Here is a 26257-nt window from a genome sequence, read left to right on the forward strand (position 1 = left end):
AACGAGCTACGTATTTGATGTAGATTCACTGAGACTAGTACAAGGATTTTCATACGGCGCTTCATTATATGATATATATGGCTGTAGATGTCCCTGCTGATGTTGAGGCAGTGCTGACACAATTGCTGACAGCCAGTCACGAGGCAGCGCTTACAATTGCCACTCGTCAGAACGCAGATGACATATACACAGATGAAGATAGTATTTCTCACACTCACTATACTGCATCAATCGAATGTGAGCAATCGTCGATGACCGATGAAGTTCAGACGATACGGTCGGCAGTTGACACTATCGAAACTGTGTCTACGAACAAACTCCCAACTGGATTGCTTCAGACACGGCTTCAACATGGATGTGAGCGGGTTCGGATTGCAATTGAATCCGATCCTGATGCAGATGCAACAACAAAGACCCAGCCATTGCTTGCTGCGGCGTATTTGGATGCAATGTTGAGGCGGGTTGAAGAAGAAATATAATCACTTTGACCGACATGGGCATTCCCTCCGGGTGACGAGGGCTAGTCCCAGTTTCGTCTCATAACCGTGATCGCGTTATTAAATATGTACCACTATTTCTATCGAATCTGTGAGATGGTAATCAGATGGAATTAAATTACTGATTCGGAGTATCAGCAATTGGTTCAGTAATGTGAGTCTCATGACCTGCAGCAGTAGCGTTCAATATCGCTGCAGTCGGTGATTCTCGCAATGCTTCTTCATCATATCCAGCGTCATCAAATGCTTCAATTGCCCAGCGCTTTGAGCGAAGGTGGTATTTTTGATGATAGTCCTCAGCATGATAGAACGGCGATGGTGGTGAAGTAATACGCGTTGCTACTGAATTAATATCAAATCCGTTTGAATCAAGGACCGTTTTCACCGTCTCTTTTTGCGATGATGTTGGGAACAGGATATGCTGATACTGTCTTTTTGATGGCTGTCGACGTGGATCATGGCTCTCAAGCGCAATCATAAGAAGTGTGGTATATGTGATTTCGCTTGGATCATACTCTAATTGAACTGCCTCAGTATGGTTGCCAATGTCATGATATGTCGGATCCGCTGTCGTTCCACCAGCATAGCCAACTCGTGTGCGAATCACCCCATCGAATGAACCAAACCGTGCGTCTGGACCCCAAAAACAACCAAGAGCGAATGTTGCCGTCTCTGTCTCTGCGGATGTTGGAGCTGATTCATCGTACTCCTGAATATCATCGGATGTTACTTCCATATATAATCTGTGTCGTCAACATGAATATACACACCGCACATCACACAGAATACCGATACCCAATAATCATGTGAGTGTTTGATCATACATATTGATATCCGCAAATGTCGACAGACAGACACCCATTGGGGATTATCAAAAATCTCGGTGAAAAAACAATTCGTGGACTCGATGATCAAATAACCGGCGATCTGATCTTACCGGATAATGAGCAGTATGATGACGCTCGCGATGTTTGGAATGGATTAATCAATCGATATCCTGCAGTTATCGTCCGGGCACTCGACAGCGATGACGTGGCAGCAGCAATTAATTTCGCACGTGAACAGAATCTCACATTGTCGATTCGTGGCGGTGCCCATCATCAAGCTGGTGAGGCAATCGTGGACAATGGGGTAGTCATTGATCTTGCAGCGTTTGATCACATCGATATTGACGCTGAGGAACGGATCGCGAATATCGGTCCTGGAACTCAAACGAAAGAGGTAATCAAGACGACACAAGCGCATGGACTCGCAACACCGACCGGAAGTGCGGGTTGTGTCGGGATGGGCGGAACGACACTGGGTGGCGGTATCGGGTGGCTTCGTCGAAAACATGGACTCTCAGTCGATTCACTCCGCTCAATGGAGGTCGTGACGGCTGATGGAACCGCACACACAGCAAGTGAGAATCAAAATGCCGACCTGTTTTGGGCACTGCGAGGTGGTGGCGGTCAGTTTGGTATTGTCACTAACTTTGAGTTTGAGCTATATGATGTGGGACCGCTTATCGGTGGACTCATCACATTTTATCCGGCAGATGCTGCACGAACGGTTCTTGAGACATATTCTGAGTTCACCGAGCCAGAGGCGATGTCGTCAATCGTTAATTATGGAGAAGTACCTGCTGTGCCGCCCATTCCTGAGTCCCAACAGGGTGAACCAGCGATTGGAATTATCGGTTGTTATGCTGGCAATCCTGAGACAGCGATGGATGCGTTCGCTCCACTTCGGGAAATTACCGAGCCGTTGATTGATGCAACAGAGCCCATGGCATATACCGCGCTACACGAAATGGGGACGTTGATGCATCCATGGGGGCGGAAATACATCAACCGCTCTGTCTTTGTGGACGAACTCACCGAGCAGATACTCGAGCTCGTCATAACCCAAACCGACACAGCACCTGGTGAGATGGATGGTGTTGGTATTTGGTCGATGGGCGGGGCTATCGACGATGACTCTGAGACTGCATATGCGTGGAGAGATAAGTCATATCTTATTCTCATCGAGGCTGCATGGGAGGACCATGACAATCCTGCTCATATCGAGTGGGCTCATGAGACTGAACAGCGATTCCGTGAGGTAGGTGGTGAAGGTGCATACGCAGGGTACGCTGGCGTCGAAGAGGGTGAGTGGGAACAGTGGGAGAGAAAGATCTTCGATGATAATTACGACCGATTGCGCACACTCAAAGCTCGCTATGATCCTGCTGGAATATTTGATCATGGGCTTTCTGTCACTCCAAAGACAGAATAATAAATGCGCAAAGTGACTGTATCGACTATCATATCGGTTATCACTCAGCCGCAGTGAAGTGCGCGTATCAATCTAATCATCCACCAGTTATCATATGTCGAATAAAATCTCGCCTGTTACACTTGCTATCACTCACGCAGTTCACTCCGTGCGGACTGACCCGAGGATTTTGTAATCTTACGATTGGTTTCCTCTTTCTGTAACGGCGATGATACTTATGAGTGATGACATCATGATTCGTCTGTCTCTACAAGACCGCACTCAGCAAAGTTGGAACGCCAGTTTTTGGCTTTATTTTGAGTCAAAGAATCACAGCATCAACAGTTGATACAACGGTGAAAAAAGACTGTGAGATTTGGACGTGACTCGGGAGTGAGTTTGATAGGTTGGCGATATGATCATCAGAAGTCACCAAGCGTTGATTGATTCGATTTTAGCGCTTGTGTATCATATCCGTGCTCACGAGTAAGTCGTGTTGCGAACGTCTCAGTAAACCCGTGTTGTGTATAAACACGCTCTGGATCAACAGTCGTGACGAGCTCAATGAGCTCATCATAATCGCAATGATCCGAGAGTACAAACCCTTTATCAACCCCACGCTGATAAATAAATGAATCATCGATTGCCCACCCAGAGAATCCGGCAGTCATTGCATCAGTCGCCTCAATAAGTGATTCAATCCACCCAAGACGTGTTGTCTGCATCGGTAATACAACTGCATCACCAGGTTGCAGTGTGACATCTGTAGTATATCGGCGTGCATCAAAGCTAATCTCATGGTGTGACTCAATGACTGCATTAAGTTCTGCAATTGCATCCGTGATGAACACGCGTGAACGCGCTGTCGATTCAAGTAATACTTGTAGTTTTTGTGCCCGACCAAGTGCGTATCCGAACAAAATTACGACATCATCCATCGTTTGAGCAAGCCACTCACGAATTCGATCATGTGTTTTTTCAGGTGATGGAAAGCGATATTTTGGGTCACCATACGTCGTTTCAAGAATCAAGACATCTGCGTCGACCGGATCGAATCCATCAAGATATAATCGATCAGATAATCGACAATCACCGGTGTAAAGATACCGACAATCCGTTTCAGGATCAGTGAGAAGGACCGCTCTCGACCCAGCAATATGACCCGCTGGTATCAAATCAACTGCTGGATGGGTAATTTTCTCTGGCTTACACTCTGACTGGCGAACAGATGCAAGTGCAACGGTAAGCTCAGAGGCAACAATTTCACCCGCAGTATCAACCAGATGATCACCGTGAGCATGACTGACAGCTGTTGTTACCTCTTGCTTTGAGGATCCTTTTGGGACTCCATCACAGACAATTCGTTCACCACTTGCAAATTCAATTTCAACACCATCACGAAGATACACACCGGGAGCCACGCGTACAGTAACCTCTGTGTTGCGTGTATCTATTGGTTTCTCTCTACTGTCAAGAAATCGAAGACTTTCTGTGTATCAAACGACTCACCAGGAGCAACGTAGGATTAACATCTATCCGATCTTCATCACCTGCTGTATTATACACTCGTTTGACTCTCATCGAGTGATTGTTGTTCATACAACCGCTCAACGCGCTCAAGTGAGTCTGCCTGCGATGGGTCACAGTCATGTCGGATTTGTTTCAATCGTGGAAATCGAAGTGCATACCCAGAATCATATGTTGATGAGATCTGTATTTCCTCATATTCAACCGCGAGCACAACAGCAGGTGTGAGCGTTGCTTCTCTCCCTTCAACATGTTCAATCAATGGTTCGACACGGTTTGTGAACGTCTCAAGTTGATCATCAGTGAATCCGGTATGCATCCGACCAACCTCTGCGAGATTACCATCAGCAGTTCGGCATGCAAGGTACGGTCGACCGAGAAAGTCACTTTTACGCCCCTCACTCCACTTTGCCCGGGTAACAACCAGATCGAGTGGCTCCATTGTTGGCTTTATTTTCCGCTGATATCCAACTCGAGACCCGGGTTGATACGGTCGCGTCGGATTTTTTATCATCACACCCTCATGACCAGCAGCAAGTGCATCCTCATAGAACTCCGTTGCTGTTGTCTGTGTTGTTGCCCACGTACACTGTGCCCGTCTCAGTGATGAGCTGGATTGATATTGATCATTACTCACGGTCGTAACAGACGTTGAAGAGTGAGCATTATGTGTCGAGGCGGATTTACTATCTGACGTCGCCTTTGTGCTAAGGATTGTATTGAGGCGTTCTAACCGCATCTCAAGCGTATCCGTTAGCAATGATTCACCATTGAGGGCAAGTAAATCAAAGACATATGTTGTGACCGGAATCGACTTCGCAATCGTGGCGACGTTATCGGTTCGTTGGATACGCTGTGCAAGCGTTTGGAATGTGACTGGGGTATCATCGTTACTTTGTGGGTCGTATCCAACAAGCTCTGCCTCAATAATATAATGCTCAGCATCAATATGATCACGTGCTGCTGAGACAACATCCGGGAACTGCTCTGTCACATCAGAAAGTCGTCGTGTATATACTCGTATTTCATCACCATCGCGGTGTATCTTAGCACGAATACCATCATATTTGAACTCAATGAGGACTGCTCCACTGTGTGATAACTCTATATTATGATTTCTCTCAATGTGCTTCGGATCTGCGGCAAGTTCATCAACCGCAGTCTGAATACTCTCTGCTTGCTTTGCGAGCATTGGCTTAATTGGACGAAATAACTCAAGATCAACATCATCTAACCCGGGTTGCCCCTGCTCAGCAACACGCTGCGCGACAACAGCAACATCGTTGGTTAAGTCAATCGCTCGCTGGACGGCATCCGCAGCATCATCAGACATGTCAAGGAATGCGCTTGCAAGTGCATTACGAACGATTCCTTCACCAACACCAAGTCGCATTGATCCTGTTACGGTTCGAACGATATATCGAGCAGCGAGTGGTGATGCATCAGAGATGAGTCCAGCAATTTCGTCTCGCTGTTTTTGTTGACTACCCGAACCTGCATAACTAGCAACCTCGCGGAGTGTCTCATATACACGGGTGACTGTCAGCGGTGTTGCAGTGAGTGTCTGTTGTACGCGATCATCAACAGCGTATGCAGCAGCATCACCAAGATCACCCTCCTCTCGCCACCATGTCTCGATCTGTTCGCTCTCGACACCGGTTGCCTTACTAATCGCGTCTGCAGCACCAGCGGTTGAAACACCAATTTCCGCTGCTTCCCAGCGAGCGAATACACGACCCTGGACAAGTCGAACGGTAACCGGAAGCAACGATTTCTCGGTATTATTATAGACATCTAAGAAACAATCAGCGAGGAGCGTCCCCTTCTGGGTCGTTGCTGATGTCGCAGCGACGTCAGTATATACCTCAGCGAGTTCAGAGTACTTCACAGTTTAATTGAATATTACCCTCGGTTATGTCGATGATATGCTATTTTCTCAACTCTCAATCCTCATCTTGCATCTTGCATTTTGAATCTTGAATTCTGTCTGTTATTCTCGAAGAACACGGTCTGTAAGCCAACAATTTGGTTCTGGTATGGTTTCGTCCTCAGGTGTGGACTCATACTTCGACACACCAAAGCGATAGGTGACGGTCTGACCATCCTCGCCAGTGAGTGTTACTCGCTGTTGTGCACTGTCACCATCTTGTTCAAGCGGTCCTGTCACTGCTTCATTATGATCAATCATCGGTGCGTAACGGTTATTTTGGACCATCTGTCGAAATTGATCGAATGGTCCGGTCGCACGGCGATTTGCTGGCGAAGCGAAATTATATGCCGTTTTAATCCCAGCGTCCGGAACCGGTGAATCGTTATCTGCAAACGCTGATAGCTGGATTGCAATAACCTCTTCAGCATCATATGTTGATTCTGGGACTGTAACTGTCGTAATCGGATAAGTATATTCTGTTGTCATATGTTGTTAATGAGTTGTGATTGTGTGCGTCTGTATTTCGTGATTTCAGATATATCGATTCGTCGTGATGATAGCTATACCGAACGCTGAGCAGATGTCGATGATGAATTATCTATTCTAAGTAGCCGCATGCGACCAGCGACCAGCCCTATTGCAAGCCCAGCGGCATGCCCAACGAGTGCAGTTCCCGGACCACTCAGGAGGATAGCCATGACAGCAGCGACAATAATAAGCACTGCAGTCACAGCCCAGGAAATATCTGTTACTCGATCAATTGTGTCGATGAGTGTATCTGCGATGGCATTACTCGTGATAAGATATCCAAACAGTGCGAACACCGCTCCAGAAGCGCCAAGCACAGCCCGAGGGCTAAACGCGAGCAGACTTCCAAGTGTAATCTCTGCAACGCCAGCAAGCGCACCAGTAAGAATGAAGAATGTGTGAAACCGAAGCCGCGTTGTTGTTCGTTCGACAAGTGCGCCAAAGAGAATAAGTGCGATCAGATTGCTCATGAGATGACCAATGCTACCATGAGCGTATGTGCTTGTTATGAGCGTCCATGGTTCGATAACGACAATCGGACTTAATGCGAATAATCCAACAAGACCAATTGCAGATAATGGGTACTGTATGAGAAAGAACCCACAGAGGAGTACAACTGTCTCGGCGGTTGGACTCCGCCCGCCGCGGACTGTGGTCCGTGGAAGGATTTCATCACCACTCTTCCCGGACGATTGTGACCGCCGCGGTTGTTGATTGCCCATGGTCAATATACGTTGCTTAGACTGAAAAACACTCGTATGGATATCGGATTCACCGGACGAACAAGCAGGTGAGCCGTCGTTTTGAAATAGTGGCTACGACATTGAATCCTTTCGAAGCTGAAGCGCGAGCAGGAGTTTAATCAGATTTATTTACAGAAAAGGCGAATACTCTGAGGCTTTTCATAATATTGCATTCCTCACGGTCAATCTACCCGACGAGCCGCAATTCGAGATGCAGCGGCACCGGCGATAATGATAAGAATCATCAATCCACCGAGCGATGCCATCTGCGGAAGGTTACCATTCTGATATGCTATCCATAAAAACGGTGTCACAGCAGCAGCTGTTAAGAGGTGGATTCCGCCAACGAGTTGGGTGAGCGAGAATGGACCTGGAAGTGGTTTATCATCACGTTGTGACGTCGTGGAGCTGAGATCCGAATCAAGATCTGGATCAAGATACTCTTCGATATCTTCACTTTGTTCATCTGGCATACAGCATAATTATATTCGCATCCGTGAGTACCTTACCCTGTAATCAGTAGCATCAACCCACTGATTTATTGATACCATACAGATTGAAGTTTATTCCCGATAAGTATTGCATATGGCAGGGCCGTCTCCGGCCGAGTTGCAACGTGCGGTCAATCAATTTCCAGCACCCCCTGATACTGAGCGGTTTGCTGAAGCAGATGCACTTCTTAATGGGACATATAGTGCAATAGCCGACGCATGGTACGATACACTTACCGAGTACGTTGAGGCGTACGAAGCAGGAACATGTCTTCGAGAAAACGTACTTGAACATGTTGAGTCAATTCCCTCGTTCCATCTCTCCGATGGTGCAGCACCGCTTCGAGAGCGAAAAGAGCGACTTGTTCATGCTGCAGAGAAGTCTGAAGCGGTGGCTGCGGTGAGTCAATGGTATCACCGAGTTCGATCGCTGCTTGAGGATACGCCACAAGAGTTGACATTTTTTGAGCGGATGCTTCACGACTTTGGATACGCACTCGCCCACGGACTCTTTCTCGGAGCACGTACGCCAGAAGCCGTTGCACGTCGACTCCGAGTTGCATATCAAGCTGTTGGAGTCCGTATCGATGAAACAATGCGTGATGGGGGTGCTGAACGTACCCGATTTACATGTCCATATCGAGATATCAGATCCGAGCAGTGTGGTGATCGCTGGGTCTGTCATGAAAAGCTGGACCGAGTTGATGATGGTTATGTAACATATCTGGGAGAGCGTGGAATCGACTATCAACGACCACGAGCATGCAATAACGCAACACAGTGTCATTCAACCGTTGCTCGTGAAAGTCCAGAGCGAAAATGGCCGCATATGCCACCAACGACAGTCGCGACTACAATGGATATCGAGACACCATTATTATCATAATACCTCGCACGCACTCATCATCATGAAACAGTCATATGTTGTTCGTTCCTCGCTTATCTGTACTCGACATATCGGTCTGTTCACCACATGCTATAGGGGCATAATATCAAACCCAATCAGATCATAGCTAAATCAATTCACCGAGTTATCCAACGATGAAAGATCAAATATGAATTCTGAGTGGTTGGGTTCAAGAGTTATATGCAGTAGAAATATCCTGACAGTGTGAGCGAACATAACACCTCTCGTCTTGAGCGTATCCGTGCGGACTATGGCACATGGGCACCTGCATATGATTGGTTTGCGCGAGCAACAGCATCCATTGGTGGTATTCGAGCAGCGTGTGTCGACCAGCTTAATCTTGAGCCTGGAGCAACAGTTGTCGAATTTGGCTGTGGACCAGGAGTAAACTTCCCAGCACTCCGAGCGGCTGTTGGTTCGACTGGGCGGGTTATTGGTATCGATGTGACAAAACCAATGATTGACCGTGCTCGGTCATTGATTGCCCGCCGTGACTGGGATAATGTTGAAGTTATTTGCGCTGATGCAACAACTCCGCCGATTAACTCTGTTGACGCTGTCGTTGCGACGTTTGTGACGTCATTATTTGACAACCCACAGGTGGTTGTAAACGAGTGGTGTCACACTGCTGAGACAGTTGTAGTTGCAAACTTTGTTCCAGGCGAGAATGCGATTGCTAATGTTGGGCTTTGGGCATTCACACGATTAAATGCGCGACTGTTCGATCTTGCGAGTGATACCAATAATGCGCTTACGCAATTAGCAACACGAACAGCAGCATCAAGACATGCACTTGAAACACAAATGGATTCTATCGTGACGACACGGCATCTCTTTGGGACGATTGTTATTCACGCCGGGCGAGAAAGCACCAACGAAGCCCATGAGAAGCAATAAGTCTGCACTGTCTCTATCTCCCCTGAGTCAGTGGAAGAGGGCAGAATGGCTCAACTCACACCGCCCGTGGACACTGGCATCTCCATCACTCGATAGTATTATCAGCAATTTGATATCCTCTCGCGGCTTTAGACCTGTCTTTTACGCATAAATCGAGTCGCTGTCGAGATCGATGAATCCGATAAAAATCCTGATACTCACGGATGAAACACCTCTATGGAACAATCTTGTTGATCTCGTTTATCAGCATTCAGTAACCTCCCACCGTCGATATCCCCTACTTGAGTCGCTCCTCGCCTCGATCTTCTGATTACAGATTGGGTCCGAAAGTAGCTGAAACAGCCGTTTGAGACTCGGTGAACTTATAACTAAGAGACAGCCCTGAAGACTCGGGTCTTCTCCTTGTATTCTATAATCGCTAGCTCGCTGGATTCCACCGAATGCCGCACTCATCACAGGTAACACGAAACCGTTTCATTCGCCATTCATCAATATCGTTTTCATGTCCGTTTGGACAATTAAGCTCTACTCGCTTCGTCTGTCCAGTTGATTCGTCTACCATCATAAATATATATTATAGATAACTCAGTATAATTGTTTTCCACCTCAAATATATTAATTGTCATATTGACATCCTCCTCGGCGTGAACACGGAGAAATCCTGAGCGTGAGCGTGAGTGGTGGAGATTGCAGGTTTGCAGTCCCCCGAACCACAGCACGGTGAGAATCCGTTCGGGGTTCACGGACTGTGGCGAGTTGAGTGGGACTGCTGGGAGTGCCACATCTTAGCCCCTGGTACTCCTCTCCTCGAATCTGTATAATAGCACAGAAAGCGAACGCGCTGTTTGCAGTATCTGATTTATTTGAGATCTCACACAGTTTTTAATATGCCAGTGATACCGGCTGATTCGGCGATAATCCAGATGATGAATAATGTGTATGCGGCACCAAGAACATATGACTCACGTTGTGTGAGTGTGAGGTCAGTTCGCAGGACAGTAAAGAGTAATACAGTTGCAAGTGTTAAAACTCCGAACATTGGTACAGCCGTTGCAAAGTTAACCGGAACCGTCCCGACAATCAACACGCCAACAGGAATGACAACAAGCAAATCGAATGTATTCGACCCTAAGACATTTCCAAGGCTTGTCGTCCCATCCCCACTTCGTGCCGCTCGGACACTCACAAGTGTGTCAGGTAAACTCGTCGCTGCGGCAATAATCGTCACACCAGCGAGAAACTCAGGGATCCCGATAATCGAACCAAGTCCCTCAACAGCCCCAACCATCTGTTCAATAGCAATCAAAATCGCAATTAATCCGGCGACCAACCGTCCCCATTCTCGTCCAACAGCGATTGAATCCGTTGATACGTCCTGCGTATAATCGCTCACTTCCTGCCATTGAATGAATAAATATAGTAAATACACAAATAACGGGATTACCGCAAGGGGACGAGTAATCATCCCGACAAGTTCTCCACGATTTGGTGCTGGAAGATAAATAACTGCAAGTGCAAACGTCACAATAAGCGCTGAAACAGCGATCATATAGAACTGGGCTTCTTTATACACAATATTTCGATTCGACTCAACACCTTGTTGTGCAAGTATCCCAGATAACGCGGGAATGACGAGGATATTGAATATTGCGGATCCAACAATAGTGCCAATACCCATACTAAAGACACCTGCTGCAGCGGTGAATACAACGCTTGCAAACTCAGGAAAACTCGACCCAATCGCAACAACAACTGAACCCTGAACGACGGGTGGAAGCCCATAGTACGTTGAGAGACGTTCTGCTGCTCCTTCGAGCCATCCCGTCCCAATCCATACAAGTCCAGTCGCTACTAAGATGACAATAATGAATACAGATGGTGTCTGTGGCACCACGCCTGCAAGAACCATTATGATTCACCATGCAGACCTCCCTCCTGAATCTCCCGATTATATTATCTATCCGAATCAACTCAAAATTATCTCTAAAATCGCCATCAGTCTGTGTTTGTGGAAATTAAATAATGATACGTAAGCAATAGTGTGATTCCATGAGCCGTTATACAACAACTGATACGTGTGCGCTCACATATTATATATATGAAAATCCTCGTTGCAGGGGCGACCGGATTCGTTGGTCGTCGTTTAGTCCGTGCTCTTCACGACCAGAATCACGACGTTGTTGCTTTTTCACGAAGCGCCAGTGAGGCTGGATTTCCTTCAGGTGTCGAGCCATTTGAGGGTGATTTTGGCGATCCTGCATCGCTTGAGGGAATGTGTGATGATGTTGATGTTGCATATTATCTTATTCACTCATTGACCGCTGAGAATTTCGCTGAGCTTGATCGAACATACGCACGCCGATTTCGCCAGCGTGCATCGACAGCAGGCGTCGACCGTGTTATCTATCTGAGTGGAATCAGTGGCAATGAGCGGGATCTCTCACCACATCTTGCATCACGACGAGAAGTTGAGGCTGTCTTAGAGGGAGGCGAGTATGAGTTGACAGTCCTTCGAGCAGCCGTCATTATTGGTCGCGGAAGTGCAAGTTTCCGAATTGTTGATGATCTTACAGATCGTCTTCCATTGATGGTGGTTCCGACATGGGTCCGCACTCCAGGAAATCCCATTGCTGTTGATGATGCAGTTAGGTATCTTGTGAGATTGCTCAGCGTACCGGAGACACGGGGGAAAATCTTCGATATTGGCGGTCCAAGTGTACTCTCATATGAAGAACTCCTTCGGATGACTGCAAACGTCAAAAACAAACGCGTATTGATTATTCCCGTTCCTGTGCTAACTCCCGAGTTGTCTTCACATTGGCTTCGACTTACGACCGATGTCCAATATCGCATTGCAAGACCACTGGCGAAAAGCATGCGACATCCGGTGACAGTTGATGATGATCGGGATCTTCAAAATGTCGTTCCGATTGATCAGACCCCAATCAAGACTGCAATTAATCAGGCACTCACAGCAAACTAGTCTGGGTTTCATTTTCAGCTCTGAAGAATAGTGTACTGTGGTGACGCAACTCAGATATTCCAGAAATGAACGGTGAGCACTTGTACTTGTGGATGTGACTTTACTATCTACTATGCCGACTGTTACGGTTGGAACAACCACCATTGAGTGTGACCACGGGGCAATCCTTCGTGACGTGCTTCAACGATATGACCTTGGAATAGACCCACACAATGGCGCTGCATCAGTTATCAACTGTCGTGGTCATGGGACGTGTGGAACTTGCGCGGTCGAAATACGATCAAATAACCATCACAGGAAGGATACAGGAACATCGAATGAAACTATTACTTCCACCGATACTAACAATTCTGTCGAGATGACAGCCGACATCGACACATCCAGTAGTCAGAACTCAACTAATAATCGCGAATCCGGTGATGCAGCTGCTCGTATTAACTCGCGCACAGCTATTGAGCGCGTTCGACTGTCGGTCCCGCCACACACATCTGATTCAGAACTCCGACTTGCGTGTCAAACGCGTGTTCTTGACGACATTAGGGTGATAAAACACGATGGACTGTGGGGGCATCACACTGATGATGACCAAGACAAATAATGACATAGAGGAGTTACATCGATGATTGGAAAACTAGTCGATATCGTTCGCGGGGCACTCACGATGTGGGGTAACGACGATCCTCCTGTAGAGACACCTAATTATGGGCAATCTGTCACATATACACCGTGTCGAGTTTGTGACGAGGGTCGACTGGAATATCACTCAGAGACAAATGCTGATGTCTGCCAAACGTGTGGTGCGACATTTCCGCGGTCGTGACATCCTCGCCCGTTATAAACGCTGTCTCTTACCCATAACTCAATACTAGAGGGTAATTTCGACCAAATCAGGCATGAAAAGAAGAAATCAATCAAATTTCCATCAGTATCTGCCCAAGATTAGAGAAGTATCCATGAAGCCGCTTGGAAAGCTCAGCTGAACTCGTTATTTCGGCGGGTTCTGCTGAATGAGCCGCGAAGCGCGCTCATTCAGTACCGAGTTCGTATCCTTCAGCCCACATGCGTAGCTTCTGGAGTCCTTTCCACATCGTCTTCCACCCTGGTGGCGGATCTGAACCACGATCAAGATAACCGCCGAGTTTAGCCACGCTCACTGCGTATGATTTCCCATCTTGACCGCTCAATTCTGGAAATTTCGTTTCCAGAATTGTGCGCTCTGCCTCACTCAGCAGGACCGCCGGAGATACTGAACTATCATCACGAGCAAGTTCTCGTAGCTCCAGAACTTTCCACGCGATCACTGAATACATGCTCAACAACACTTCCATCCGCTCCCAAGTCTGCAGTTGCCGTTCTTCGATGTTACAGCCACTCTTGAGCACTTTATGCCAGTCTTCAATTCGCCAGCGGAGACCGTAATAGTCGATGAGTGTCAGCGTTTCCTCAAACTCTTCGACCGATTCAGTGGTGAGCAACACCCACTGAATCGGGTCGTCATTTTCACCGACCTCGTCAACTCTCACGACATTCACCTCGATTGAACCCTCTTGTTCAGGATTATTCTTTGGCGCGCGCAACTCACACGTTCCAGTGGCTATCGACAACTCCGCTGTTCTCGCTTCGCGCCCACCTCCCTGTTGAATCTCGATTGTTTTGCGACCTTGCTCGGCAAGGTCGCTGCTCCAGTCAAAGAGTTTTCCAGGTTCACCATCATCAGTCCAAATCCGTCGGTTTTGACTCGCTCGGATGATGAAGCCAGCATTTTCCATCTCTCTGGTGACTCCCTCGTAGAACGCGAATGAATCTGCGCCTCGGTCATGGATAAATAGCGGGCGGATATCGTCGGCAAGCCAGTCTCTGGCTTGCCTGTCGCCACGGCTCCATTTCTCATGTTCACTGTCAAGTTGAATCGGCTCTGCTTTGCCGTTGGCATCGTACTTCTCATCGGCCTGCTGGTCCTCGATCAGCGGCTGCTGATCGATGACCCCAGTCATTCGATGGGTCCGTGGATTGATTCCGATCGTGGAGTGAAGCTTGATACCTTCGAGATCCATTTCAGAGTTGCCAATATCGCCGAGACCCTCCTTGGAGGGGTGTCTCGGAAACACGAGTTCGGTGGTATCGGAGACAATCAGGAGTTCGTCTGACCGACTCACTCTTGATTGCTGTTGCTGCTTGTGAGCAGAGAGAACCTCGTTGGGATCCACACTCTCATTATCGCAAAATCGGTATGTAGCTTTTGTGGACGCCCAGTCTCCGCAGGCAGCAGGGATGGACTCGGCAGGTGAGCTGCCGAGTTCATCCCCAAGTTGTACTAGTCGGTCACTCAGGCGCTTGTCTCCAAACTCGGCTGATCGAAACTCCGTTTGAATCCATCCTGAAACATCCATGTCACACAGCTGCCCATCTTCATCGAGTTCTGGCTTCCAACTCCGTGAGCGACGCCCCATCTACCAATCTTGGTTCGTCTACTCTTGTATTACACTTGTGGGTAAGAGACAGGTTATAAACGGCGGGATTCTCTCGCTGATTAAAGATAGGTATTGCCTTGACACTCAGATTATCCCTTCTTGAATCCAGCGAGAAATCCACCGGTAAACCCAACCGAGACTGAAAGCGTCGAGAGAATTGTTGAGATCCATCCGGGCGGCGTGCCGTCAGCCGCGCTTTGTGTCGTTTCAGCAAGCCCAGCAGTCAGCCGACTCCAATCAACAAAGATGATATCTCGTGATTCGAGAAATTTGAATATTGCAAGTTCAATCCCAACGAGTAGTGCAATCAGCTTTGCAACCTTTTTAGCCGCAAATCCAATTACTGCCCCAATGACCGCTCCGCTACCAAATTCAATCCCAAGTTGTGTTGGATCCAGTGATAGCTGCAGTAAGTCGACCATGCTACGTTTCTACTGTTTGCGGATAAATCATTTGTGTAATGATACAATTAAACTCACCCCAGGGCAGTCGACTCGATCGCCTGCACATCGACTCAGATAATAACTGTTGTACTTGTATAATGTATATCTGTGCCAGCAGGGCTGATAGTGTTCAAGTATCTTGACGTTCTATTCATGATGAAACAGTGCAGGAATCAAATATACATTGGCGGAAACCGCATAACACAGGTTGCATAGCACGGAAGATGTATGCTGGGACCGCCTTTACTGCAATCACTGTTCGAGGTCATATCGCACAGACAGAAGGGATTGAGGTGAGATTATGACGATATCTCCAGTCATTGTTGCACAACGAGTCGACCCCAACGCAGTCGCAGACTTAAGCGAAATTGCTGATCTCGCTAGAGCGGCTGGATATGATGTGAGCAATACCCTTACACAATCGCGGGAAGAGGATGCAGCATATCACTTTGGCGAGGGAAAGATAGAAGCACTCGCGAGATTGGTCAAGCAAACCGACGCAGAGGCAGTTATCGTTGACAATCGCCTTGGACCATATCAGACATATAACATTGGGGGGAAACTCCCGACCGGAGTTGAAGTTATTGACCGGTTTACGCTTATTTTAGAGATTTTCGGGCAACGGGCGAACACCCGAAAGGCACAACTCCAAGTTGAACTCGCTGAACTACGATATGAATTGCCACGAGTGGAGGCAAAATCATCGCTCGCAAAACGTGATGAACGACCAGGGTTCATGGGACTTGGTGAGTATGATGAAAGTCGCGAGCGGGATATTAAAGCGCAAATTTCACGAATCAGTCAAGAACTAGATGCAATTGCTGAAAAAGAGCAAACACGTCGTGAACAGCGTCGTGAGTCTGGCTTCGACCTTGTTGCCCTTGCAGGATATACGAATGCAGGGAAGTCAACATTACTTCGCCGACTTGCGGATGATCTTGATATTACCGAGAATAAAAATCGACATCCAGATCTCGAGCAGACGGCTGAGTCTGAGGATCGATTGTTCACCACACTTGGAACGACAACACGGCGAGCCGATACCGGACGGCGAGATGTACTACTGACCGACACCGTTGGGTTTGTCTCCGATCTCCCACATTGGCTTGTTGAATCGTTTGAGTCAACACTCGACTCAGTGTACCGAGCCGATCTTGTCTTACTTGTGGTTGATGCCTCAGAGTCAATTGATGCAATGCGTGAGAAGCTCATCACCAGCCATGATACGCTCTATGAGCGTAATGAAGCTCCAATTGTTACTGTCTTGAATAAAACCGACTGTGTTGAGGAAGGGGAACTTGATCGGAAGATGCAATCGCTTGATGCGCTAGCACCGAATCCGGTCGCTGTTTCAGGGCTTACTGGTGAAAATATTGAGCAGTTGACGAATCGAATCGAGAATGAACTCCCGTCATGGCACGACGAGCGGCTGCTTCTGCCGTTGTCGGACGATGCAATGAGCCTCGTTTCATGGTTATATAATCACGGTCATGTCGAAAATGAAGAATACACTGATACCGGCGATGCAGTGCTTATCGAGTTCTCTGCTCGATCAACGATTGTTAAGCGAGCACGCGCGAAAGCAGCCGAACTTGAGGAGTCCCCATCAAAAGGAGCGTCAGATGAAAGTGCAAACACACACGATTCAAACGGAGTGAATACCAAAACACAAGCACAACTGAGTGAGCGCAGACATGACAATGAAATAATGGAATCAGAGTCAAACCCGGAGCGAATGGACACAGCAAGTGACCGTGAGTCGACATCGTATGAGGAGTCTGATACTACCCACCAAGTTGCTTCAGATAGTCCTCCTGATCGCATGTCAGACTCGACTCGCGAGATTCACCATAATAATCCGTCACAGGTCACTGAGGATGATGTCACTCAGGAAGATCATATAGACGCAGTAGATATCGATGTGAATTACCCGCTCATGAGTGAAAAGAATTCATCCGATACTGACACGAATTCTAAAGCTGAGTAGGGGTATATTCTCTCTTCTCGTTTGTCATTCTACGTTTCACTTTGTTTTTGTTTATTTACAACCTCGATATTGGTGATTGCTGTTTTAGGATATTGCCCTGCGTCATCTTTCTCAGCAGCTTTTACCATATCCCAAATAACATTTAATCCTGTTGTCACACCCTCAAGTGCTTCCATTTCACACCCGGTTTTACCAGTTGTCTCAACGGTGACACGTAGCTCAACTGCAGTCTCATGCAGATCAAATACCGTGTCGACATTTGTAATTGGGATTTGATGACACATTGGGATGGTCTCCCATGTATGTTTGACTGCCTGTATAGCACCGATCCGTGCAGTCGCAAGGACATCGCCCTTTCCAATTTCATTGTCGCGGACCGCATCAACTGTTGTTTGTGTGAGTTCGATCTCCCCACGAGCGCTGGCCCGTCGATTTGTGTCCGGTTTCGCTCCGACATCAACCATCTGTGCATCACCGTCAGCATTGACATGCGTCAATTCTGTATCAGGGCTTTGATTTTCATTATCAGAGTGTTTGGTGTCTGTTTGTGTATTAATATCCTCAGTCATCTGAGCTCACCCCTGCTGTCACATCTTTTGGATCCTGTAATGCAGTTGGTATTGTCTCTAAAAGATCCGTTGCAAGCAGCCCATTTCCGCGCTTCTCAACGGTGATATCGCCAGCCCGACCGTTAGCGTATGCACCGACGGTTGCTGCTTGAATCGGGCTAAGAACGCATGCAAGTGCGCCAACGACACCTGCGAGGATATCGCCTGTACCACCGACTGTCATTCCTGGATTTCCAGTTCGATTTATTCGGGTTGTTTCGCCATTACTAATGATATCAATTGCTCCTTTGACAAGTAATGTATGACTATCAGAAAGTTCTGAGATGAATGCTGACATTTTCTTTGCTCGATGCTCCCAGTCATCCGCTGTTTCACCCCCCATTGCCTCTAATTCGCCTTGATGTGGTGTGCAGATTATCTCACCAGCAGGGTCAACCGTCGGAACAACCGACAGTGCATCAGCATCGACAACGACCGTTCCAGTGTGCCCGCGGAGAAACGAAGCAACGACTGATAGTGTTTTTTCATCATCACCAAGCCCTGGACCAAGTACCGTGACATCATGATCCGCCGCAAGTGACTGCACATGTTCAAGCGCAGTTGGTGTAAGTCGTTCTCCAGGATATGCCCTAACGATTAGGCTCTCACTGTAACTTTGTATTTCATCAGCGATTGCCACTGGGCATGCAATACGAACCAAATCAGCGCCAGCCCGTAGTGCTGCTTGTGCACTCAATGCGGGAGCACCAGTGTATGGTCCACCACCGATGATAAGCACCTCACCGAAGTCACCCTTATGACTTTGTGTAGGGCGTGAAAGCGAATACAGATCACCAGGTCCAGCAGTCTGCTCGGCTGCCTGTGGAATACCGATATCTGCGACTGTTACACCTGCATCAATCGCCGTGAGTCCTGGTTTTTGATCATGAAATGTAACGACATGATTTGGCTCAACCGCAACACCTGTGGATGAACCTGTATCAGCATTGACCCCTGAGGGCACATCAACTGATAAAACGGTCGCATCAGTATGATTGATCTGGCTGGCTGCTGTTGCCTCAGGTTCGCGAAGAGCACCGGTGACTCCCGTCCCAAGCATTGCATCAACGACAATGTCTGGTGATTCGCCATTTGGTCCGACGATTTCGATACTCGATGTATCTTGAACAACTGTTGTGTCGTACCCACCCTTCATGAGTGCCTCCCAATTTTGCTTTGCGGTTGATGTTCGGATTGTCTCTGGACGCCCTAATAACAAAACACTCACAATATACTCATCAAGGAATCGAGCGGTAACAAAGCCATCACCACCATTGTTTCCACGTCCTGCAACAATAACAGCGACTGGTGGTGTCTCTGATTCAACGTCTACATCAGTCAGCTCCCGCACTGTCTTCGCAACAGCGTTACCACCTGATTCCATGAGCTGTTGTGGAGAGACCCCCAGTGCCTCAGCGTTACGATCCACAGCTGCCATGCGTGCACTTGTGATCATCATCTCACCCTCGCAGGCCAGCCACGAAAAATCCAACGTCGAATCATGACCTCATGAGGACAAAAAATAACTAGCATATATAGAGGTGAGACACCCTGAATCATCGATCACAGGAATTAGCTCCCTACCGATATATCTGTAGTCACGCCCTATTTTTCGAACTGTATCGTCATGAAATGCATAATATATTACATAGTGATCGAAATCCGGAAGCCTTCTGTTGGCTCCAAACTAAAATTAGTATGTGACGCGACGGCTCTTTGGAACTCTTTGTGGATTGGTCCTCCTCGTTAATTTTGGACGGACGGTGTTTGCACCACTCGTTGAACCACTTCAAGTAGCCTTTGGTGTTGGTCCAGCGACAATTGGATTTGTAACGACACTTGTCTGGGTCGGAAGTGCACTCCCACGTATTCCGGTTGGATACGTGCTTACCCGTGTTCCACGACACCATGTTGTTCTTACAGCGGGCGGACTCCTTTCGGTGTCAGCAGCATTTACTGCAAGTGCAACGTCCATTTGGACGCTTCAACTAGGAGCACTTGCAATTGGTATTGCTTCTGGTGGATACTTTGTTGCTGCCATCCCATTGATTGGTGAACTCCGACCGGACCGGGTTGGTCGATCAATCGGAATTCATGGAACGGCTGCACAAATAGCAGCCGTCATTGCGGCACCTATTGCCGTTGCTGCGGTAACAGCGCTTGATTGGCGTGCAGCCTTTTGGGCGCTTGCAGTGACTACAGCAGTAACAACAATACTGCTTGCTGGTACAGCTCGTGCCATTGAAGGACAAATCGGCACTGGACCTGACAGAGACTTCTCTGCAGTACTCACACACTGGCGTGTTGTCGTCGTTGGACTCATTATGATTGTCGTTGCCGGATTCGTCTGGCAGGGTGTATTCAATTTTTATGTTTCATATCTGATTGACGCTAAATCAATCCCTGCTGCACAAGCAGGTGGATATCTCACAATCGTCTTTGCGGCTGGTGTTCCTGCATTCTGGCTCTCAGGACAGCTCGTTGACCGATTTGCACCAGTCCCATACATCCTCACAATGCTCGGTGTGTACGCTACATCATTATTTATGCTTACCCGCGTTTCCGGTATTGTCGGCATTCTTAGCTGCTCAATACTCATTGGATTCGCAATCCATAGTCTCTTTCCGGCATTGGATACATGGCTGCTTGGTGTTCTTCCATCTGAGGTTCGTGCAAGCGCGTATGCTGTTTTCAGTGGAATTGCACTTTTGATTGAGGCAACAGGAAGCAGTGCTGTTGGGTTACTGACTGCTGCAGGATATACCTTCGATGCCGTGTTTACCCTCTTCGCCGCCGGAGTTGCTGTTGTATTAATAGCACTGCTCATCGCTTTTCACGGTGGATCGATTCCACAACCAGCAGCAGTGGAGCCGACTGGTGAATAAACGACATGAGATGTGTTTTTCTCTAGGATGAGACGAAGGTCAAATGATGAACAGTGTCACTACTTAATCGATAACTCAGCCTGATCAGTTCTCACTGTTGGAATTGAAATTAGAATTAGACTCAAATTCAGTATGACATGTTTCTGAACAGAAATGTCGATGTTGAGCAGTTCCATCCTCAATCCATGTGACGACATGGTGAGTTGGTAACTGCACGATTGCTTCGCCACAGGTCGCACATGTCGAGGCATTAGATTCGTCGACATCTTCTCCAAGATCCGAAGTCGGGTCTACCATCTCTTTATCTACTGTCGGGCGACCACACTTTATTCCGTCTCAGGCGGCGGAAATTGCCTCAGCGTGGTGATGACTGAATCGCGATTTATTACGACTCTTGACCAATATGTGTCAATGTATCGTTATAATTGTGAACCTGCCTCGGGGTCACATCAACATCCACATCAACATCAATATCAAAGCCTCGAGGCTTCCTGTTTCTTCGACAGAATTGACAAACCCACTCTCGCTGAGAGAGTCGTTTCAGAGCGGTTCCAGTCTACACGGGTCGTTTGAAAATCGAAGATTTTCGTGATCACGAGAGACTTCGTCTCTTGGATGACGTTGATTTGGAACAATTTATCTCTGAGTTGGACGATGCGTGGTGTCTGACCGCCCGTGTGATGAGACTCTCAGCCAGACACGTTGACCATCACAATCGCTATCTAATCACCAATCAGATTGCATATGACGGGTCACTGAAAGGTGTCGGCTTGAACCCAAGATGGGTTCACCAAGCAATATAGCATGAGTACAGCAAAATGCATCTGAGATACCACTGTTGATATTTATTCAGTTTTTTCATTCAACCAGGGGTTTACCCCTCTCAAGACCCTATTTTTGATACAATGGCTTTTTCTGAGGCAACGATTACGAGCATTAGCGAGATCAGCCCAGATTGTAAACAATATATTGTCGAGTTGAATGATGGTAGCTTTAACGGTAAGCCTGGACAACACACAGCAATTCAAACCGAAAATGGGGTGAAACCATACAGCGTTCTTGCTGTTGATGACACACGGATTGGTCTTATGCTTCGCGCATACGGGACTGACGGTGTCGCCGATTATATGGACGAACGGTCAGTTGGAGATACCATTCAGGTGAAACCAACACTAACTGGAAGTCTTACTCTCCAGCAGACAGACCGACCAGCGGTGTTTATTGGGACTGGGACCGGTATTACACCGCTTATTGGTCTTTTACAGGAATATCTTGCTAACGGAGGTCCACAGGCAGTCTTTATGTTTGGGGAGAAAACACAGGAGCAGCTATTGTATAAACCACTGTTAGAACAATATGAACTCACATACCCAGTCGAAACGAGATTTTCCCTTTCGCGTGAAGAATGGCATGGTCACACTGGGTATATTCAAGAACAACTCTCAGGTGTGACCGATTCGCTGGGATCTGATGCAGATTACTACATTTGTGGCGTGCCGGTAGCAGTTGTCGCTGCAAAGGAGCGATTAGACGAATTAGGAATTCCATCTGATCGGGTGCATACAGAAGGTTGGGAAGATGCACAAGTAGCTTGAAATCCGCCTATGACTGAAGCCTTGGATTCTTGTTGTGAGAATCTCCTCGATATCAAGCCCAGGCGGTGTTCGTATATTGTAAAAAAGCTCAGACAGTACTAGAATTCCTCTTTTGAGTTACTGTCTCGCACTCGATTAAGTTGTGAAATGACTGCTGATGGACGAGACAGATTCATTTCTATGCCATCCTTTCGGAATTGGATCGTAATTTCATCGATATGACGTTGATAGATATTCGTCTGTCGGTGCTGATCAGAAAGAACACAATCGTGTAGAGTGAGAAGATTGGCTTCGATTAGTTGCTCAATTCGACGGTAACATGTCGCGATCGGGATATCAAGCTTCTCAGTTAGTTCCTGTGCAGATTGCGGTTGACCACTCGCGCGGAGGATATCTGCGTTATACTTAGTTCCAATCGCGGCAAGTATGTCCGTATTTAACATGTTGTAGCATTTCTGCCCCTCTATTTTAACATACCGATTAAGCATGTCTGAGGGTAATGAACTATTCGTAATACTGCAGTAGTGTAAACCGAGTATACCTCGCGATTTTAGCTAGATGCAGGCGCTAAGCCCGCGTCCTCAAGGAGTAAACGCAGTGAGCGAGTAGTGTGGAATAGTTCACCGCGGAGAGGATATCAATCATGCCTAATTTGTATTCGCAATGCGATATCCCATTTATTGGAAATAATCCATCATGTATAAGCCAGTGGCTGGTGAATATTGCTGGTATATGTACGATCATATCCTCATACCGACGGACGGCAGCAAGTGTGCAGAGGAGGCGGTCACGCATGCGCTTGACCTTGCAGAACAGTATGACGCAGAAATCCATGTATTATCGGTCGTTGATGTAAGAGATGTCAGTCACGGTGCTCCAACAATCAGCCCTGCACAGGTCGAATCAACGCTCCGCGAGAACGCACATGAGTTGACTGATGCTGTTGCAGACCGTGCTGCTGACACTGACATTAGTGTCACACCGGCAGTTGAGGCTGGTATTCCTGATGATGCTATTGTGACATACGCTGAGGAGCATAATATCGATCTCATTGTTATAGGAACACACGGTCGGACTGGGCTTGAGCGATATCTTCTTGGGAGTGTAACTGAACGAACTGTCAGGCGTTCATCAGTCCCAGTGCTGACTGTGCGTACAGATGCAAACGGAACGTAGCGTATCTCAGGGATAAGCCCCGAGATACTCGCCCTGCTTATTTGCAGATCCAAATGAGATGCAGTGAAGTGAGCGACGAATAAGTAATATACCCACGTAACAATACATTATCATATGGAAGTCCGCCGATATGTTCGTGGGCACATCGAGTGGCCGCGGTTAGAGGCGGTCGCTCGCGAACTTGCCGACCGATACGGTCACACGGCTGATTCGCTTCATATTGAGTTTCTTGACGCTGACAATTGGCTTTCAACGCCGATGATTGTCAATGAGCGGTGGTTTGTTAAGATTATCTCAAAACAGAATTCTGTTGTTCACGCGCTTTTGACTGCTGGTCGAAACCTCGGAGCCTTTTCTGCTGGAACCGAAGGCGAGGGATTTTTTGAGCATTTTGCGACACCACTAGAGATGGCAGAACATGAGTTCACGGCTGCAAAGCGAATGCGTAAGCTTGGACTTAACGCTCCGAAACCAATTGAAACGTTTGAAGTAGATAATTTGGGTATTCTCGTCTCTGAGTATCTCCCAGATTTCCAGACGCTTGATAGTTTAAATCAACAAGCAGAGACAGATGTTGCACCGATCATATTCAAGATGTTACGACAGATGCACGAGGATGGGCTCTATCACGGTGATCTTCGTGCAGAGAATATTCTTCTGTATGAGGATGATGTGTATTTTATTGATGTGACAAATGTGAATGAAGAGAGTGTTGCTGATGCAATGGCATATGATATTGCCTGTGCACTGGGAGCACTTGAACCACATCTCGGTGTCAAATCAACCATTGATGCAGCTCTTTCCTCATATACGCTCTCAGAGCTCCTTGTGGCAGCACGCTTTCTTGATTTTGTTAATATTCGTCCGGATCATGACTTTGATTCTGCTGTTCTCAAAGGTGAAATCGAAACGCGAGCTGCATCCGCTGAGTCAAATCCAGCAATATAAGACATACACTACTTGAAATGTATTTCTCATTTATTGCTTGATATCTAATAACGCATTCCATATCAGATACTAAAATAATTCATGATGAAGATACTGCTGAGATATTGCTCATGCAAATATAATGTGTCGTGACATCCTTGCCCTGCTTGCGCTGACGGACGCTATATCCTCTCGCTACTGCGGCCTCTTCGGTTGTTTCGTGAGGACGGGGTAACACCTGTTGAGTGATAAGTCGATCATTAATAGTAGTTTACATATGAAGAGGGGTGGGTGAGAACCCAGAGTGAACCCGGGAGGCGAAAGTGAAGGCGGAACGAAGGCGATGGTGACAGCGAGCGACGGGAGCGAGCGGTAACCGCAGCGGACCCCGAAACACTGCGGTATGAGTGTGATGCGGTGTGCGGTGGTTAGGTTTGCCGACTCGACGAGAAAAGCGTCTTGCGTCGGCAATAATAATTAGTTAGCGTACCGGTATAAATCCACCGAGTAACCGTTTGGTTATGCTTCAAAGCTCCGACGAAGTGCTGACTCAAGATTGTCGAGTTCGTCATCAAGATTCCGTTTAAAATACCGTTCAACACCTGGAACACGACCATCAACGACGAATTCGTTGATTAATCGTGTCGTCTGGTTTGGTTCATCATGTTCGATTGTATGTTCACCGGTCACATTCATTACAGATGACTTCCCGACAAACTTGACATGCGTCGGCGGATCTCTGTCAACATCTTCGGTGTTAACTGTTGCTGTTGAACTAATGAGTGGAATTGGCAACGCCACCTCCCACGTTGCGGATATTGGTACATCATCGCTATCGGTGTTTGTCGTATCGACTTCATATGTATCTACAACACTGATCGCGTCCGCCCGTTTTGATGGGTCAGCAATAAACTTCCACACATCTGAAGGCGGTACCGTGAACTCAAAAACGCGCCTGACCCGTACCGTCATACAGCGGTTATACATGGCGATGATAAAAACACCCCGTCCTTGGAATTGGTTACATCGACATGTGGCAGGGTAAGTCTATAGAACTGCTCCGGGAGATTACAGACTCTGGTTATTATCCACGGGTGACACGCCATGTCGTTGATCTTGCTCGCCCCCATTTCTCAATATCGACATCATCGGATTTCTCTGCCAATTGAGGCAGCCGCGCACCGACTTGCTTCGCCGAGAGGCCAATTGCGTCGGCGATGTTTTTCGCACGGAAGTATCGCTCCCCCGCAGCGACGCTATCGCGCAAATACGCGACAATCTGCCGTTCCTCTTCGGTGTACTCACTCATCATTATGGGTGTATGTTCGGTTTGGGCTTAATCGTTTCTTGTCTACTCGATTTATACACAACTTCACACTTATTATATCTGATGATCATTCTTCATTTCTGGATATTGGTAAACATCG

Annotated in this window: 27 protein-coding genes and 1 pseudogene; 12 read left to right on the top strand and 16 right to left on the bottom strand. The window is 47.5% G+C overall.

The features are described from left to right. The first annotated feature begins 77 nt into the window (after positions 1-77). Complete coding sequence (locus HQRW_RS06970) at positions 78-479, top strand: hypothetical protein (protein ID WP_014556034.1); 402 nt, start codon at positions 78-80, stop codon at positions 477-479. Positions 480-615: 136 nt separating this feature from the next. Here the strand turns inward: HQRW_RS06970 and HQRW_RS06975 are convergent, their stop codons facing one another. Beyond that, a complete protein-coding gene (locus HQRW_RS06975; protein WP_014556035.1) occupies positions 616-1233 on the bottom strand; it encodes a peptide-methionine (S)-S-oxide reductase MsrA in 618 nt (205 codons plus the stop codon). Between the two features lie 104 nt (positions 1234-1337). Here HQRW_RS06975 and HQRW_RS06980 point away from each other — a divergent pair, with 104 nt between their 5' ends. Further along, positions 1338-2753, top strand: a complete 1416-nt coding sequence (locus tag HQRW_RS06980) for an FAD-binding oxidoreductase (RefSeq protein WP_014556036.1) — start codon at positions 1338-1340, stop codon at positions 2751-2753. Positions 2754-3154: 401 nt separating this feature from the next. On the opposite strand, the gene HQRW_RS06985 is transcribed toward HQRW_RS06980, so the two are convergent. The 5 genes from HQRW_RS06985 to HQRW_RS07005 all read right to left on the bottom strand — a co-directional run bounded on the left by HQRW_RS06985 (position 3155) and on the right by HQRW_RS07005 (position 7933). Next, entirely contained in the window at positions 3155-4153 is a 999-nt protein-coding gene (locus tag HQRW_RS06985) for an MBL fold metallo-hydrolase RNA specificity domain-containing protein (protein WP_014556037.1), read from the bottom strand. A gap of 137 nt (positions 4154-4290) precedes the next feature. Beyond that, complete coding sequence (locus HQRW_RS06990; protein ID WP_014556038.1) at positions 4291-6147, bottom strand: ATP-dependent DNA ligase; 1857 nt, start codon at positions 6145-6147, stop codon at positions 4291-4293. 102 nt (positions 6148-6249) lie between these two features. Next, positions 6250-6675 carry a DUF4864 domain-containing protein gene (locus HQRW_RS06995; RefSeq protein ID WP_014556039.1) on the bottom strand — a complete coding sequence of 142 codons (426 nt, stop codon included), beginning with the start codon at positions 6673-6675 and terminating at the stop codon, positions 6250-6252. A 74-nt stretch (positions 6676-6749) separates the two neighbouring features. Beyond that, the gene (locus HQRW_RS07000) at positions 6750-7439 is read right to left on the bottom strand and encodes a rhomboid family intramembrane serine protease (RefSeq protein ID WP_014556040.1); all 690 of its coding nucleotides are present in this window, start codon (positions 7437-7439) and stop codon (positions 6750-6752) included. 203 nt (positions 7440-7642) lie between these two features. Beyond that, on the bottom strand, positions 7643-7933 hold the full coding sequence (locus tag HQRW_RS07005) for a hypothetical protein (RefSeq protein WP_014556041.1): 291 nt from the start codon (positions 7931-7933) through the stop codon (positions 7643-7645). A gap of 112 nt (positions 7934-8045) precedes the next feature. Between HQRW_RS07005 and HQRW_RS07010 the strand changes: the two genes are divergently transcribed. After that, complete coding sequence (locus tag HQRW_RS07010) at positions 8046-8837, top strand: hypothetical protein (RefSeq protein ID WP_011571578.1); 792 nt, start codon at positions 8046-8048, stop codon at positions 8835-8837. A gap of 225 nt (positions 8838-9062) precedes the next feature. Then, on the top strand, positions 9063-9755 hold the full coding sequence (locus HQRW_RS07015) for a class I SAM-dependent methyltransferase (RefSeq protein ID WP_014556042.1): 693 nt from the start codon (positions 9063-9065) through the stop codon (positions 9753-9755). 418 nt (positions 9756-10173) lie between these two features. Here HQRW_RS07015 and HQRW_RS16105 read toward each other — a convergent pair whose 3' ends face one another. Beyond that, positions 10174-10320, bottom strand: a complete 147-nt coding sequence (locus HQRW_RS16105) for a hypothetical protein (RefSeq protein ID WP_011571580.1) — start codon at positions 10318-10320, stop codon at positions 10174-10176. 306 nt (positions 10321-10626) lie between these two features. After that, positions 10627-11664 carry a sodium:calcium antiporter gene (locus HQRW_RS07020; protein ID WP_014556043.1) on the bottom strand — a complete coding sequence of 346 codons (1038 nt, stop codon included), beginning with the start codon at positions 11662-11664 and terminating at the stop codon, positions 10627-10629. A gap of 189 nt (positions 11665-11853) precedes the next feature. Here HQRW_RS07020 and HQRW_RS07025 point away from each other — a divergent pair, with 189 nt between their 5' ends. From HQRW_RS07025 to HQRW_RS07035, 3 genes are all read left to right on the top strand, one after another. Next, on the top strand, positions 11854-12738 hold the full coding sequence (locus HQRW_RS07025; protein WP_014556044.1) for an NAD(P)H-binding protein: 885 nt from the start codon (positions 11854-11856) through the stop codon (positions 12736-12738). A 112-nt stretch (positions 12739-12850) separates the two neighbouring features. Continuing rightward, positions 12851-13336 carry a 2Fe-2S iron-sulfur cluster-binding protein gene (locus HQRW_RS07030; protein ID WP_014556045.1) on the top strand — a complete coding sequence of 162 codons (486 nt, stop codon included), beginning with the start codon at positions 12851-12853 and terminating at the stop codon, positions 13334-13336. 21 nt (positions 13337-13357) lie between these two features. Beyond that, the gene (locus HQRW_RS07035) at positions 13358-13558 is read left to right on the top strand and encodes a hypothetical protein (protein WP_011571584.1); all 201 of its coding nucleotides are present in this window, start codon (positions 13358-13360) and stop codon (positions 13556-13558) included. A 205-nt stretch (positions 13559-13763) separates the two neighbouring features. On the opposite strand, the gene HQRW_RS07040 is transcribed toward HQRW_RS07035, so the two are convergent. Then, positions 13764-15188, bottom strand: coding sequence for an IS4-like element ISHwa2 family transposase (locus HQRW_RS07040; protein WP_014556046.1), 1425 nt, complete (start codon positions 15186-15188; stop codon positions 13764-13766). Between the two features lie 110 nt (positions 15189-15298). Further along, entirely contained in the window at positions 15299-15631 is a 333-nt protein-coding gene (locus HQRW_RS07045) for an FUN14 domain-containing protein (RefSeq protein WP_014556047.1), read from the bottom strand. Between the two features lie 328 nt (positions 15632-15959). On the opposite strand from HQRW_RS07045, the pseudogene hflX reads away from it, so the two are divergent. Then, positions 15960-17246: pseudogene (gene hflX / locus HQRW_RS07050) on the top strand (GTPase HflX); the annotation flags it as partial. A gap of 422 nt (positions 17247-17668) precedes the next feature. Here the strand turns inward: hflX and moaC are convergent. Both moaC and HQRW_RS07060 read right to left on the bottom strand, forming a co-directional pair. Continuing rightward, complete coding sequence (moaC, locus tag HQRW_RS07055) at positions 17669-18208, bottom strand: cyclic pyranopterin monophosphate synthase MoaC (RefSeq protein ID WP_014556049.1); 540 nt, start codon at positions 18206-18208, stop codon at positions 17669-17671. Then, positions 18201-19703, bottom strand: a complete 1503-nt coding sequence (locus HQRW_RS07060) for a bifunctional ADP-dependent NAD(P)H-hydrate dehydratase/NAD(P)H-hydrate epimerase (protein WP_014556050.1) — start codon at positions 19701-19703, stop codon at positions 18201-18203. Before HQRW_RS07060 ends, moaC begins: the two co-directional genes overlap by 8 nt. A 244-nt stretch (positions 19704-19947) precedes the next feature. On the opposite strand from HQRW_RS07060, the gene HQRW_RS07065 reads away from it, so the two are divergent. Next, positions 19948-21132, top strand: coding sequence for an MFS transporter (locus tag HQRW_RS07065; protein WP_011571589.1), 1185 nt, complete (start codon positions 19948-19950; stop codon positions 21130-21132). Between the two features lie 84 nt (positions 21133-21216). Here the strand turns inward: HQRW_RS07065 and HQRW_RS07070 are convergent, their stop codons facing one another. Next, on the bottom strand, positions 21217-21429 hold the full coding sequence (locus HQRW_RS07070; RefSeq protein WP_014556051.1) for a DUF7576 family protein: 213 nt from the start codon (positions 21427-21429) through the stop codon (positions 21217-21219). A 608-nt stretch (positions 21430-22037) separates the two neighbouring features. Here HQRW_RS07070 and HQRW_RS07075 point away from each other — a divergent pair. Beyond that, entirely contained in the window at positions 22038-22727 is a 690-nt protein-coding gene (locus tag HQRW_RS07075; RefSeq protein WP_014556052.1) for an FAD-dependent oxidoreductase, read from the top strand. A 98-nt stretch (positions 22728-22825) separates the two neighbouring features. On the opposite strand, the gene HQRW_RS07080 is transcribed toward HQRW_RS07075, so the two are convergent. Next, complete coding sequence (locus tag HQRW_RS07080) at positions 22826-23170, bottom strand: helix-turn-helix domain-containing protein (protein WP_014556053.1); 345 nt, start codon at positions 23168-23170, stop codon at positions 22826-22828. A gap of 289 nt (positions 23171-23459) precedes the next feature. Here HQRW_RS07080 and HQRW_RS07085 point away from each other — a divergent pair, with 289 nt between their 5' ends. Next, positions 23460-23903 carry a universal stress protein gene (locus HQRW_RS07085; RefSeq protein ID WP_011571593.1) on the top strand — a complete coding sequence of 148 codons (444 nt, stop codon included), beginning with the start codon at positions 23460-23462 and terminating at the stop codon, positions 23901-23903. 114 nt (positions 23904-24017) lie between these two features. Further along, positions 24018-24851 (top strand): RIO1 family regulatory kinase/ATPase domain-containing protein, encoded by an 834-nt coding sequence (locus HQRW_RS07090; RefSeq protein WP_014556054.1) that lies wholly within the window; start codon positions 24018-24020, stop codon positions 24849-24851. 498 nt (positions 24852-25349) lie between these two features. On the opposite strand, the gene HQRW_RS07095 is transcribed toward HQRW_RS07090, so the two are convergent. Together HQRW_RS07095 and HQRW_RS07100 are read right to left on the bottom strand one after the other, a co-directional pair. Then, the gene (locus HQRW_RS07095) at positions 25350-25802 is read right to left on the bottom strand and encodes an SRPBCC family protein (RefSeq protein WP_014556056.1); all 453 of its coding nucleotides are present in this window, start codon (positions 25800-25802) and stop codon (positions 25350-25352) included. A gap of 112 nt (positions 25803-25914) precedes the next feature. Beyond that, positions 25915-26139 (bottom strand): DUF7123 family protein, encoded by a 225-nt coding sequence (locus HQRW_RS07100; protein WP_011571597.1) that lies wholly within the window; start codon positions 26137-26139, stop codon positions 25915-25917. Positions 26140-26257 lie beyond the last annotated feature (118 nt).

Source organism: Haloquadratum walsbyi C23, from assembly GCF_000237865.1.
In the GTDB taxonomy this organism is placed as follows: Archaea; Halobacteriota; Halobacteria; order Halobacteriales; family Haloferacaceae; genus Haloquadratum; species Haloquadratum walsbyi.